10 protein-coding genes are annotated in these 13394 nt (G+C 62.1%); 8 read left to right on the top strand and 2 right to left on the bottom strand.

Translation table 11 applies throughout. The annotated features are described in order from the left end of the window. Window positions 1–11: 11 nt before the first annotated feature. On the top strand, window positions 12–2768 hold the full coding sequence (locus F8197_RS26300; protein ID WP_152884847.1) for a nitrate reductase: 2757 nt from the start codon (window positions 12–14) through the stop codon (window positions 2766–2768). 390 nt (window positions 2769–3158) lie between these two features. Here F8197_RS26300 and F8197_RS26295 read toward each other — a convergent pair whose 3' ends face one another. Further along, the gene (locus F8197_RS26295) at window positions 3159–3896 is read right to left on the bottom strand and encodes a hypothetical protein (RefSeq protein WP_152884846.1); all 738 of its coding nucleotides are present in this window, start codon (window positions 3894–3896) and stop codon (window positions 3159–3161) included. Window positions 3897–4172: 276 nt separating this feature from the next. Between F8197_RS26295 and F8197_RS26290 the strand changes: the two genes are divergently transcribed. From F8197_RS26290 to F8197_RS26275, 4 genes are all read left to right on the top strand, one after another. Beyond that, complete coding sequence (locus F8197_RS26290) at window positions 4173–5543, top strand: glutamine synthetase family protein (protein WP_056138063.1); 1371 nt, start codon at window positions 4173–4175, stop codon at window positions 5541–5543. A gap of 104 nt (window positions 5544–5647) precedes the next feature. After that, window positions 5648–6775, top strand: a complete 1128-nt coding sequence (locus tag F8197_RS26285) for an ABC transporter ATP-binding protein (protein WP_152884844.1) — start codon at window positions 5648–5650, stop codon at window positions 6773–6775. 9 nt (window positions 6776–6784) lie between these two features. Next, the gene (locus F8197_RS26280) at window positions 6785–7678 is read left to right on the top strand and encodes an ABC transporter permease subunit (protein ID WP_152884842.1); all 894 of its coding nucleotides are present in this window, start codon (window positions 6785–6787) and stop codon (window positions 7676–7678) included. Then, window positions 7675–8520: an ABC transporter permease gene (locus tag F8197_RS26275; RefSeq protein ID WP_152884841.1), complete on the top strand. Its 846-nt coding sequence runs from the start codon at window positions 7675–7677 to the stop codon at window positions 8518–8520. The genes F8197_RS26280 and F8197_RS26275 overlap by 4 nt, the downstream gene beginning before the upstream one ends. A 32-nt stretch (window positions 8521–8552) precedes the next feature. Here F8197_RS26275 and F8197_RS26270 read toward each other — a convergent pair whose 3' ends face one another. After that, complete coding sequence (locus tag F8197_RS26270) at window positions 8553–9692, bottom strand: MFS transporter (protein WP_152884839.1); 1140 nt, start codon at window positions 9690–9692, stop codon at window positions 8553–8555. Window positions 9693–9803: 111 nt separating this feature from the next. Here F8197_RS26270 and F8197_RS26265 point away from each other — a divergent pair, with 111 nt between their 5' ends. From F8197_RS26265 to F8197_RS26255, 3 genes are read left to right on the top strand one after another with little or no spacing between them, the layout of a single operon-like run. Further along, window positions 9804–10562 (top strand): gamma-glutamyl-gamma-aminobutyrate hydrolase family protein, encoded by a 759-nt coding sequence (locus tag F8197_RS26265; RefSeq protein ID WP_152884838.1) that lies wholly within the window; start codon window positions 9804–9806, stop codon window positions 10560–10562. Between the two features lie 18 nt (window positions 10563–10580). After that, window positions 10581–11951, top strand: a complete 1371-nt coding sequence (locus F8197_RS26260) for a glutamine synthetase family protein (RefSeq protein WP_056138053.1) — start codon at window positions 10581–10583, stop codon at window positions 11949–11951. A 29-nt stretch (window positions 11952–11980) separates the two neighbouring features. Then, window positions 11981–13393, top strand: coding sequence for an aspartate aminotransferase family protein (locus F8197_RS26255; protein ID WP_152884836.1), 1413 nt, complete (start codon window positions 11981–11983; stop codon window positions 13391–13393). Window position 13394 lies beyond the last annotated feature (1 nt).

The raw sequence follows: 13394 nt of genomic DNA, 5'->3' as shown, positions 1-13394 counted from the left end.
GCGAGCCAACCTTGAACCTGTCCCAAGACCATCTTGCCATCCGCCCGATCTCGCCGGTGGGCACCGTCCGTACCACCTGCGCCTACTGCGGCGTGGGCTGCGGCGTGAGCGCCACGCCGCAGGCCGACGGCACGGTCGCCATTGCCGGCGACAAGCTCCATCCCGCCAACCTGGGGCGCCTGTGCGTCAAGGGCTCAGCCCTGGGCGAGACAGTGAGCCTCGACGGTCGCCTGCTGTATCCGCAGGTGCGCGAGGCCGATGGCCTGCGCCGTGTGTCTTGGGACGCGGCGCTGGACCAGATGGCCGCCAAGTGGCGCGCCGTCATCGACGAGCATGGGCCGGATGCGGTGGCGCTGTACGTTTCGGGCCAACTGCTGACCGAAGACTACTATGTCGCCAACAAGTTGATGAAGGGGTACGTGGGCAGCGCCAACATCGACACCAACTCGCGCCTGTGCATGTCGTCGGCGGTGGCCGGCTACAAGCGCGCGTTTGGCGAAGACCTGGTGCCGCTGTGCTACGACGACCTGGAACTGGCCGACATGGTGGTGCTGGTGGGGTCGAACACCGCGTGGTGCCACCCGATCCTGTTCCAGCGCATTTTGAAAGCCAAGGAAGCGCGTCCGGACATGAAGCTGGTCGTGATCGACCCGCGCCGCACCGCCACCTGCGAGCTGGCGGACCTGCACCTGCCGATCAAGTCCGGCACCGACGTCTGGCTGTTCAACGGCTTGTTGAGCTACCTGTCGCGCATCGGCGCGGTCGCTCCCGATTTCGTTCTTGAGCACACCAACGGCTTCGATGCCGCGCTGGCCGCCGCCAACATCGATTGTGCCGATCCGGCAGCTGTCGCCAAGGTATGCCGCATCGATCCGGCTTTGCTCCTCGAATTCTACGAAGCGTTTGCGGCGACTGCCAAGACCATCACCGCGTATTCGATGGGCGTCAACCAGTCGTCCGCCGGTACCGACAAGGTCAACGCCATCATCAACTGCCATCTGATCGGCGGCCGGATCGGCCAGCCGGGCATGGGGCCGTTCTCGATTACGGGCCAGCCCAACGCCATGGGCGGGCGTGAAGTCGGTGGCCTGGCCAATATGCTGGCCGCGCACATGGACCTCGAGCGCGCCGACCACCGCGACGTGGTGCAGACGTTCTGGGACTCGCCGGCCATGGCCGACAAGGGCGGCCTGAAAGCCGTCGATTTGTTCCAGGCCATCGAAGACGGCAAGGTCAAGGCAGTGTGGGTGATGGCGACCAATCCGATCGTCAGTCTGCCCGACGCCGACCAGGCCCGCCGCGCCCTGGCCAAGTGCGAGCTGGTGGTGGCGTCCGACATCATGCAGAACACCGACACCAATGCGTACGCCCACGTGCTGCTGCCGGCGCTTGGCTGGGGCGAGAAGGATGGCACGGTGACCAACTCCGAGCGCCGCATCTCGCGCCAGCGCGCCTTTTTGCCGGCGCCGGGCGAGGCGCTGGGCGACTGGAAGATCATCTCGCTGTTCGCGCAGCGCATGGGTTACGCGGGCTTCGACTTTCCTGATGCCGCTGCCGTGTTCGACGAGCATGCGCGCCTGAGCGGTTTCCGCAACCACGCCGAAGATATCCCGCGCGCGTTCGACATGTCCGGTCTTGCCGGCCTGTCGGGCGACGCGTACCAGGAACTGGAACCGGTGCAGTGGCCGGCGCGGCGCGATGCCGCCGGCGTGATCCAGAGCGAAGCGCGGCTGTTTGCCGACCGCCGCTTCGCCCACGGCGACGGCAAGGCGCGCTTCATCGCCACTGCCACCCGGGCGCCGGCCAACGCCGTGTGCGAAGACTATCCGCTCACGCTCAACACGGGCCGCGTGCGCGACCAGTGGCACACCATGACGCGCACCGGCAAGTCGCACACGCTGGCCGACCACATCTCGGAATCGTTTGTCGATATCCACCCGCAGGACGCGCTGCTGCACGGCGTGCGCGAGGGTGAACTGGCGCGCATCAGCTCCGCCTGGGGCGCCATGGTGGCGCGCGTGCAGCACGGCGGCGGCATCGCCCGTGGCAGCGTGTTCATCCCGATCCACTGGAACGGCCAGACCTCGTCGGACGCGCGTGTGGGCGCCCTGGTCAACCCGGTGGTCGATCCGGTGTCGGGCGAGCCGGAGTTCAAGCATACGCCGGTGCGCATCGACCAGTTCCGGGTCAACTGGCACAGTTTTATTCTGAGCCGCACCGAAGTGAACCTCGACAGCGTGGCACACTGGACCCGCATCCAGGGCAAGGCGTTTGCGCGCTACGAGCTGGCGGGCCGCAACAACATCGGCGACTTCGGCGCCTGGGCGCGCGCGCTGCTGGGCGTGGCGGACCTCGATGCCGACTGGCTCGAATACGAAGACAAGACCGCCGGCGTCTATCGCGCCGTGCACGTGGTGGACGACCGCATCGAGCAGTGCATCTTCCTTTCGCCACGCCAGGACATGCCGTCGCGCGCATGGCTGGCCAGCCTGTTCGCCAAGGATCAACTGAGCGAGATCGACCGCGTGGGCCTGTTGGTGGGCATGCCGGTGGAGAAGGGCGCCGACACCGGTCCGACCGTGTGCTCGTGCTTTGGCGTGGGCCGCAATACCATCTGCAACGCCATTGTCGAGCAGAACCTGGAGACAGTGGCGCAGGTGACGGCGTGCCTGAAGGCGGGGGGCAACTGCGGTTCGTGCGTCCCCGAGATCAAGAAGATCCTTACGGAAGTGCAATACGAGGGGAGGGAATTGAATACTTCATCATAAGAAGAAAGAGCCGGTGAAGGCCCTTTCAGGAATCGAACACTATTTCGGCGTACTGCGACAGTGTTGACGCACGTACTCGGTTCTGCCGAAGCGGATGCGAGTGTATGCGCTAACACGTACGGATTTCGGATAGCGGCAAAGCAGCATATCTTCTCCTGTGATCAGGTTAGCGGTCTCGATCAGGAACTTGAGCTTGCTTTGCCGTAGTTTAAGAACTAAACTGTTAAGGCTATTCCCATAGCAAGTAGTACAAGAGAGCGCCAGAGACCATTTGGCATTCTTTTCCCTAAACGTGTAAGAAGCGCCAACTTCTTACACGTTTTTCTAGTTTTTAGTAGAGTCTTTACGTAATTTAGTGCCTTCCAAAATCGTTCCGACTACCTCTATAATCTAAATCCCTTCCAGCTTGAGTGCTTTAGAAATCTTCTTCAACATAATCTGTACGATCTCTAAGTCATCCTCTTCGCCGATAGTTATCGAAAAATTTATCCCTGGGCCTCGAATCTCCAATTGATATGCTGCTGATTTCCCAGAGGAGTCTGTCTGATTTGAGTGGAAGTCTCTGGTCGGTCCATTATTTCTGTTGATCGGTGGTGACACATCATCATCCACTTCGATTACGTTAGTCTCTTCAAACTCTGCACTCTGAACGTCATCTTTTCCCTCAAGCCAAGTATTGTCTGTTCCAAGTAGCCCTGATAGTTTAGCTCCATCGAGAAAATAACTAGCAACCCTAGATGAAATATCATCGGGCACATGGAATTCTTTCATGAGCATTTTTTCAAAATGCTCGATGGGAAGTTTTTGCCCCTTAAATCTGTTATAAATAGATGAGAACAAAGGGGGAAGCAAGAACGCTTCACGTAGAACACTTGCTTCTTCTGCGGGGGTGTAAGCCAGCTTATAATTACGGTACATTGGCGTTACAGATAACTTGGATTTTTTATTTTCAATCAAGCCGAATTTTACAGCTGAGCCAATTTGCGCGGCGAAGGCTCCGCTGATTTTTTTTCCTAATTTTTCTGCAGCAAGTTCCGCACTGCATGAACCAGCAAATCCATCAACTGCATCTGCGAGCTGTAATGCGGAGCGTAATGAAGTTCTTGGGTAATCAATAATTTTTGCCATGGTTTCTCCAGCCGTTAACGAATTGTGCCGGAGTTGTTGAGTGCTTGCAAGTGCTTTTTTTCAGTGCTTGTATAAAGTGCTTAAATGAGCAATAAATTGAGGCATTAAAGGGTTTCGAGTCTGGCTTGTCTGGGTGCTAACGGTAGCCTCCAAGTGCGGAATTGCGGTAGGACTACTCCATTTTGAGTTTTAAGTAGCAGATGCATCTTGCTGAGTGGTAGTTGCTTTTATGGTAAATTAGATCACCGATCGCTTGATCACCACCAGAGAGCGAACATGTCAATCCGTGAAAACTTCTCCGATGCCGATATGGACGCGTGGCTCAACGAGAACCGCGTCACTGAAATCGAATGCCTGGTACCTGATTTGACTGGTGTGGCGCGTGGCAAAATCCTGCCGCGCGCGAAATTTACGCAAGACCGCGGCATGCGCATCCCGGAAGCAGTGCTGGGCATGACCGTCACCGGCAACTACCCCACCGCCAACGCCGCCTACGACCGCGCCATCTCCGCCACCGACCGCGACATGATCCTGCGCGCGGACCCCGGCAGCATCACCACCGTGCCGTGGGCGCAGGACCCCACCGCGCAGGTGATCCACGACTGCTATTTTTCCGACGGCACCCTGGTCGATTACGCGCCGCGCTCGGTGCTGCGCCGCGTGCTCAAGCTGTACGCGGACCGGGGTTGGCAGGCCGTGGTGGGGCCGGAGCTCGAGTTTTACCTCACCGAGAAAAATATCGACCCCGACCTGCCGCTGCGTGCGCCGGTGGGCCGCAGCGGCCGCGCCGAAACCAGTCGCCAGGTCTACAGCATCGACGCCGTCAACGAGTTCGACCCGCTGTTCGAGGATATCTACGATTACTGCGCGCTGATGAACCTCGATGTCGATACGCTGATTCACGAGACGGGCGCCGGCCAGATGGGCATCAACTTCCAGCACGGCGATGCGCTGGCCCTGGCCGACAACCTGTTCTACTTCAAGCGCACCTTGCGCGAGGCGGCGCTCAAGCACTCCATGTACGCCACCTTCATGGCCAAGCCGATGGCCGGCGAGCCCGGATCGGCGATGCATGTGCACCAGAGCGTGAACGACCTGGCCACCGGCCGCAACATCTTCACCGATGCCGACGGCGCGTCGTCGCAGCACTTCCGCCACTACATCGGCGGCCTGCAGCGCTATACGCCGGCGGCGATGGCGATTCTGGCGCCGTATGTCAACTCGTATCGGCGCATGGTGCGCCACACGGCCGCACCGATCAACGTTCAGTGGGGCATCGACAACCGCACCGTGGGCTTCCGCATTCCGATTTCCGGCACCGGCCAGCGGCGCGTGGAAAACCGCATCATCGGCGCCGACGCCAACCCGTACCTGGCCATGGCCGTCACGCTGGCTTGCGGCTACCTGGGCATGGTGGACCAGATCGACCCGTCGCCGATGATCACGGGCAGCGCCTACGACCACGACCACGAACTGCCGCAAGGCCTGCCGCAGGCGCTCGAGGGGCTGCGCCGCGAAGACCGGCTGCGCGACATCCTGGGCGAACGCTTCATCGACGTGTACACGGCGATCAAGGAACTCGAGCACCAGGAGTTCATGACCGTGATCAGCCCGTGGGAGCGGGAACACTTGTTGCTACATGTTTGAAGCGCTGCATTTATAATCACGGGTTCGAAAAAGACCGCATGCGTACGGCGCGGCGGACGACGGTTGTTTTTTGCACCACTCCATATCATTAATTTTTACACAATATGACCCCAGAGCGAGCTGCTGAACCTTTTCTCCTGATCCGCAACCTGGTCAAGGACTTCGATGGTGTACGCGCCGTCAATGATGTCTCCGTGGCGATCAACAAGGGCGAGATCTTCGCGCTGCTCGGCAGCTCCGGCTGCGGCAAATCGACGCTGCTGCGCATGCTGGCCGGTTTCGAAACGCCCACCGCCGGCGAGATCATCCTGGCCGGCCAGGACATCGTCGGCGTGCCGCCGTACCAGCGGCCCATCAACATGATGTTCCAGTCGTACGCGCTGTTCCCGCACCTGTCGGTATGGGACAACATCGCCTTCGGCCTGCGCCGCGACGGTTTGCCGAAAGACGAAATCGCCGCCCGCGTTGAGAAAATGCTGGCGCTGGTGCAGCTGTCCGAGTATGGCAACCGCAAGCCGCATCAGCTGTCGGGCGGCCAGCAGCAGCGCGTGGCGCTGGCGCGCAGCCTGGCCAAGCGGCCGCAGTTGCTGCTGCTCGACGAGCCGCTCGGCGCGCTCGATAAAAAGCTGCGCGAGCGCACCCAGATGGAACTCGTGTCCATCATCGAGGAAGTGGGCGTAACCTGCGTGATGGTCACCCACGACCAGGACGAAGCCATGAGCATGGCCACCCGCATCGCCGTCATGAGCCAGGGCCGCATCCTGCAAGTGGGCGCCCCCGACGAAATCTACGAAACGCCCAATTGCCGTTTTGTCGCGGATTTCATCGGCAGCGTCAACCTGTTCAATGGCAGCGTGACCGAGGACGAACCCGATCACGTGATCATCGACTCGCCGGAAGGGCGCCACTACATCACCCACGGCATCACCGGCACGCTGGGCATGCCGGTGGCGGTGGCCGTGCGCCCCGAAAAAATCGCGGTGCAGGCCGAGGCACCGACCCTCGAGCAGCGCGCCAACGCCAGCGAGCATGGCTACAACTGCGTGCAGGGCACGATTACCGCGCTGGCCTACTTCGGCAACGAGACGCTGTACCACGTGCAGCTCGACACCGGCATGAGCATCAAGGTCTCGCGCACCAACGCCGCCCGCCACGACGCCGCCGCGCTCAAGCGCGACCAGCGCGTGTATGCATGGTGGGACGGCGCCGATGTCGTGGTGCTCACCAGCTAGGGCGCGGCCATGAATTTTTTCAAGAACTTTTTCACGGGGCGTCGCTTCGTCATCGCCGTGCCGTCGCTGTGGCTCACGTTCGCCTTCCTGGTGCCGTTCCTGATCGTGCTGCGCATCAGCTTTGCGGAAGCCGACGTCGGCGATCCGTTCGGCACCCTGGTCACGGTGGCCGACGGCGTGCTGACGCTCAAGGTCAAGATCTCGAACTACCTGTTCATCCTGCAGGACGACCTGTACGTGCTGACCTATCTCAGCTCGCTCAAGTTCGCGGCGATTACGACCGCGCTGTGCCTGTTCATCGGCTACCCGTTCGCCTACTTCATGGCGCGCGCAAAACCGTCGATCCGCCCGGTGCTGCTGATGCTGGTGATGATGCCGTTCTGGACCTCGTTCCTGCTGCGTATCTACGCGTGGAAGGGCATCCTGGCCAACAACGGCATCCTGAATAACTTCCTGCTCGGGATCGGGGCGATTACCGAGCCGCTGCAACTGATGAACACCCAGTTCTCGCTGATCATCGGCATGACGTACGCGTATCTGCCGTTCATGATCCTGCCGCTGTACGCCAACCTGGTCAAGATGGACGTACGCTTCCTGGAAGCGGCCGCCGACCTGGGCGCCACGCCATTCCAGGCCTTCTGGCGCGTGACGGTGCCGCTATCGAAATCCGGCATCATCGCCGGCTCGATGCTGGTGTTCATACCGTCGGTGGGCGAGTACGTGATACCCGAGCTGCTGGGCGGCCCGGACACGCTGATGATCGGCCGCCAGCTGTGGGACGAATTCTTCACCAATAACGACTGGCCGCTGGCCTCCGCCGTGACGGTGGTGGTGATCATGCTGATCCTCGTGCCGATGGCGATCTTCAACAAGTACAAGTCGGAACAGGAGGACGGCCGATGAAAACCAATACGAGTTTCATGCAGCGCTGGTTCGGGCGTGGCTGGCTGTCGATGGGATACCTGTTCCTGTATCTGCCCATCGTGGTGCTGGTGGTGTTTTCGTTTAACAGCTCGCGCCAGGACATGGTGTGGAGCGGCTTTTCGCTGCAGTGGTACGCGGCGCTGATGCAGGACACGGAAATCATCAACGGCCTGGGACTGTCCTTGCGCATCGCCGTGATGACGGCGTTTGCCTCGGTGGTGCTGGGCACCTTTGCCGCATTCGTGCTCGATCGCTACCGGCGCTTTACCGGCCGCACGATCTTCGCCGGCATGGTCAGCGCGCCGCTGGTGATGCCCGAGGTGATCATCGGCCTGTCGCTGCTGCTGATGCTGGTGTCGGTGCAAAAGGCGTTTGGCTTTCCCGAGCGCGGCCTGACCACGATCTGGATCGGCCACACCTTGCTGGGCATGGCCTACGCGGCCGTGGTGGTGCAATCGCGCTTGCAGGAGATGAGCAAGTCGCTGGAAGAAGCGGCGATGGACCTCGGCTGCCGGCCGTACCAGGTGTTCTTCCTGGTCACGCTGCCCAACATCAAGCAGGCGCTGGGTTCGGCGTGGCTGCTGACGTTCACGCTGTCGCTCGACGACGTGGTGCTGTCGGCCTTCCTGTCCGGTCCCGGTTCATCGACCATGCCGATCGTGATCTTCTCGCGCGCACGTCTGGGGCTCGATCCCCGCGTCAATGCGGTGGCGGCGCTCACCATCCTGGTCGTGACCATCGGCGTGATCGCCTCGAGCCTGTACATCGCCCGCGCAGAACGGCTGCGGCAAAAGCAAATTTCCTCCGCCGGCAAGGATTAACAGCAACTGCCTCGGCAGGCGCTCTTAAAAAGTCAGGGGAGCCGGCGATACTCCCACCAGGCGCAGGCGACGAACGCCGCCGCGCCGCACCACATCACTGCCGGCAGCGCGTTGATCCCCACCGAGTGCATCAGCACTCCCGTCAATAGCGGCCCGCCGCTGCTGGTGATGCCCCAGCTGGCGTTGAGGATGGCGCTGGCCGCCACCAGCCGTGCGCCCGTAAAACGCTGGCCGCAGGCCACGATCGACAGCATGTAGATCGCACCGGCCGCCGCGCCCAGCATCAGGAGCACCGTCCACCACAACCACGGCGTGCCCGCTGCAAATGGCAGCACCGGCAACAGCACGCACACGGCGATGCCGCAGCCGGTGTGCACGCGGCGGCGTCCGAACCGGTCGGCCAGCCAGCCGAACGGAAATTGCAGCAGCGTGTCGCCGACCAGCACCACCGTGGCCGACAGCAGCGCCAGTTCGGTGGCAATGCCCTGGCGGATCGCGTAGAGCGGCAACAGGCTCAAAGCCAGCGTATCGAACAGCGCGAAGAATGCCGCGCCCATGGCGATCATCGGCATTTGCGGCAGCACCAGGCGCCACGGCGCCTGTGCTTCATCATCAGCGCTTTGCGCACCGCCGCGTATCAGCGCCATGCCGGGCAGGGCGAGCAAAAATAGCGCACCGGCAGCGGCAAACGCCCAGCTGATCTGATCTTCCACTGCTGCCACCAGTGCGGGGCCGACCAGCTGAAACAGTGTGAACGCCGTGGTGTACATGGCCACCACGCGCCCGCGCGCATTGCCCGGTGCCAGGTGGTTGACCCAGGCTTCGCCCACGGTGAACAGCACGCCCATGCAGGCGCCGAAGATAAAGCGCAGCAAGCCCCAAACCAGCAGATTGTCAGTGGCCTCCATCAGCGCGGTGGACAGGCCGCCGATGACAATCGCCGCGATCATGCAGGCGCGCGCGCCATACCGTGCCACCCAGCGCGAGACGAACGGCGTGACGGCCAGGATGCCCAGCGCGCTCACTGCCGTGATCATGCCGATGATGTCGGTGCCGATGCCGCGCTGGTCGAGCCGCAGGGCGGTCAGCGGGATGGTTGCACCGAGTCCCAGCCCGACCACGCCGATGCTGGCAACCAGCGCGATGAAGTCGCGCCACGGCAGGTTTTTCATGGGGTGAAGAAGATCATGCGCGGCAGGTTTTAACCTGGGTCAAGTAGCAGTATTAGCAATCATACCAAAATAGGCTTATGATCAAATCTGCTTCATATTTCACAGACCAATATGCGCAGCCCCATCGTCCTCGTCCCCGCCTGTGTCAATCCGGTTGGCGCCCATGCGGCCCATACCGCGCAGTTCAAGTACGTGGCTGCCGTTGCCGATGGCGCCCGCTGCGCGCCGCTGATCATTCCCGCGCTGGGCGCGGCCACCGATTTCGACGCGCTGCTCGATCTGGCCGACGGCATCCTGCTCACCGGCTCTCCATCGAATGTCCACGCCGGCCTGTACGGCCAGGCGGTGCTCGATCCGGCGCTGCCGCTCGACGCCGCGCGCGACGCCACCACCTTGCCGCTGATCCGCGCCGCCATCGCGCGCGGCATCCCGCTGCTGGCGATCTGCCGCGGCTTCCAGGAGGTGAACGTGGCGCTGGGCGGCACGCTGCACCAGTCGGTGCACAGCGTGGCCGGCATGAGCGATCACCGCGAACACAAGGGGCATACGATGGAAAAGCAGTACGCGCCGATCCACCGCGTGCTGTTGGAACCGGGCGGCGTACTGGCGCGCACACTCGCTGGCGCGGACCAGATCATGGTCAATTCGCTGCACGGCCAGGGCCTCGATCGGCTGGCGCCTGGGCTGGCGATCGAGGCCCGCGCCGACGACGGCCTGGTCGAAGCCTACCGCGTGCGGGACGCCACCGGATTCACGCTCGCGGTACAGTGGCATCCAGAATGGAAGCTGATGGACAACCCTGATTCCCTGAGACTGCTGCAGGCGTTCGGTGACGCCTGCCGCCACTATAAAAACACCAGAACAACGTAACATCACCGGAGAGATTTGATGGCGATACGCGAAAACTTCACCTACACCGACATGGACGTGTGGCTCAACGAAAAGCACGTCACCGAAATCGAATGCCTGGTGCCCGACCTGACCGGCGTGGCGCGCGGGAAGATACTCCCGCGCGGTAAATTCACCCAGGAGCGCGGCATGCGCATCCCGGAAGCGGTGCTCGGCATGACCGTCACCGGCAATTACCCAGTCGATGATGCGGCCTACGACCGCGCCATTTCCAGCACCGACCGCGACATGATCCTCAAGGCTGACCCCACCACCATTACCATGGTGCCGTGGGCCAGCGACCCTACCGCGCAGGTGATCCACGACTGCTATTTTGCCGACGGCCGCCTGGTGGACTTCGCCCCGCGCTCGGTGTTGCGCCGCGTGCTCAAGCTGTACGCGGACCGGGGCTGGAAGCCGGTGGTGGCGCCCGAACTGGAGTTTTACCTCACCGCCAAGAACACCGATCCCGATCTGCCATTGCGTCCACCGATCGGCCGCAGCGGCCGCGCCGAAACCAGCCGCCAGGTGTACAGCATCGACGCCGTCAACGAGTTCGATCCGCTGTTCGAGGACATCTACGATTACTGCGAAACGATGAACCTCGACGTCGATACGTTGATCCACGAAATCGGCGCAGGCCAGATGGAGATCAACTTCCTGCACGGCGATCCATTGGGCCTGGCCGACAAGGTATTCTTCTTCAAACGCACCTTGCGCGAGGCGGCGCTCAAGCACGATATGTACGCCACCTTCATGGCCAAACCGATGGCCGGCGAACCCGGATCGGCGATGCACGTGCACCAGAGCGTGGTCGATATCAAGACCGGCAAGAACATCTTCAGCGCCGACGACGGCTCGGCCGCGCCGATTTTCAAACACTACATCGGCGGCCTGCAGCGCTACATGCCGTCGGCGATGGCGATCGTGGCGCCGTACGTCAATTCGTACCGCCGCATCGTGCGCCACACGGCCGCACCGATCAACATCCAGTGGGGCATGGACAACCGCACCGTCGGCTTCCGCGTGCCGGAATCGGGCGTGAACGACCGCCGCGTGGAAAACCGCATCATCGGCGCCGACGCCAACCCCTATTTGGCGCTGGCCGTCACGCTGGCCTGCGGCTACCTGGGCATGATCGATCAGATCGAGCCCACGGCCATGACCACCGACAGCGCCTACGACCTTGACGTGGAACTGCCGCAGGGACTGCCCGAGGCGCTGCAACTGCTGCGCCGCGAAGACCGGCTGCGCACCGTGCTCGGTGAGCGCTTCATCGACGTCTATGCCGCCATCAAGGATCTCGAACACCAGGAATTCATGACCGTCATCAGCCCATGGGAGCGCGAGCACCTGCTGCTGCACGTCTGACCCAGTAACAGATACACGGAGACCAGAACATGACCATCCAGCTCAAAGAACTGTACGACACCGCTGCCATCCAGAAGCTCGACACGGCGCACTATATGCACCCGTTCACCGACCACAAGGCGCTTGGCGCAAAAGGTGCGCGCGTGATGGTGCGCGGCGAGGGCATCTACCTGTGGGACTCGGAAGGCAACAAGATCCTCGATGGCATGTCGGGGCTGTGGTGCGTGAATGTCGGGTACGGCCGCAAGAGCATTTCGGACGCCGTGTACCGCCAGATGGAGACGCTGCCGTTCTATAACAGCTTCTTCAACACCACCAATGTGCCGGCGGTACTGCTGGCCAATAAACTGTCGGCGATTTCACCGGCGCAGTTCAACCACGTGTACTTCACCGGCTCCGGGTCCGAGGCCAACGACACCAACCTGCGCATGGTGCGCCGCTATTGGGACGTATTGGGCTACAAGGAACGCCACACCATCATCAGCCGGCACAATTCGTATCACGGGAGCACGGTGGCCGGCGCCTCGCTCGGCGGCATGACCGACATGCACACCCAGGGCGGCCTGCCGATTCCGGGCATCGTCCACATCGGCCAGCCCAATTACCTGGAGTCGGGGCGCGGCATGACCGAGGACGCATTCGGCATCGAGGCGGCATCGTGGCTGGAGCAGAAAATCCTCGAAGTGGGGGCTGACAAAGTCGCTGCCTTTATCGGTGAGCCGGTGCAGGGTGCGGGCGGCGTGATCATCCCGCCGGCCACGTACTGGCCCGAGATCCAGCGCATCTGCGACAAGTACGGCATCCTGCTCATCGCCGATGAAGTGATCTGCGGCTTCGGGCGGCTGGGGCGCTGGTTCTCGTCCGAACTGTTCGACATCCGGCCCGACCTGATCACGTTCGCGAAGGGCGTCACGTCCGGCTATATCCCGCTCGGCGGCGTGCTGGTGGGCGACCGCGTGGCCGAAGTATTGATCGGGCAGGGCGGCGAGTTCAATCACGGCTTCACCTATTCCGGCCACCCGGTCGCGTGCGCGGCTGCGCTGGAAAACATCCGCATCCTGGAAGAGGAAAAGCTGATCGAACGCGTGGCCGACGATACCGGCCCGTACCTCAAGCAGCGCTTTGCCGAACTGGCCGATCATCCGCTGGTCGGTTACGCCGACAGCTGCGGCTTTGTCGCGGGCCTGAACCTCGTGCGCACCAAGGCCGACAAGCCGCATGACAATGTGCCGTTCGACAGCGAGCTTGGCGTGGGCATGGTGTGTCGCGGCCATATGTTCGGCAACGGCATGATCATGCGCGCCGTGGGCGACCGCATGATCATCGCGCCGCCGCTGGTGATGACGCGCGAGCAGATCGACGAGATGATTACCCTGATCCGGCATTGCCTCGATCTCACCTATGCCGACGTAAAACAGCGCGGCTGGCTACAGGGAGAATGAC

The organism is Duganella sp. FT27W (assembly GCF_009295655.1).
GTDB lineage: Bacteria > Pseudomonadota > Gammaproteobacteria > Burkholderiales > Burkholderiaceae_D > Rugamonas > Rugamonas zoogloeoides.
This window is presented reverse-complemented; position numbering and strand designations above follow the sequence as displayed.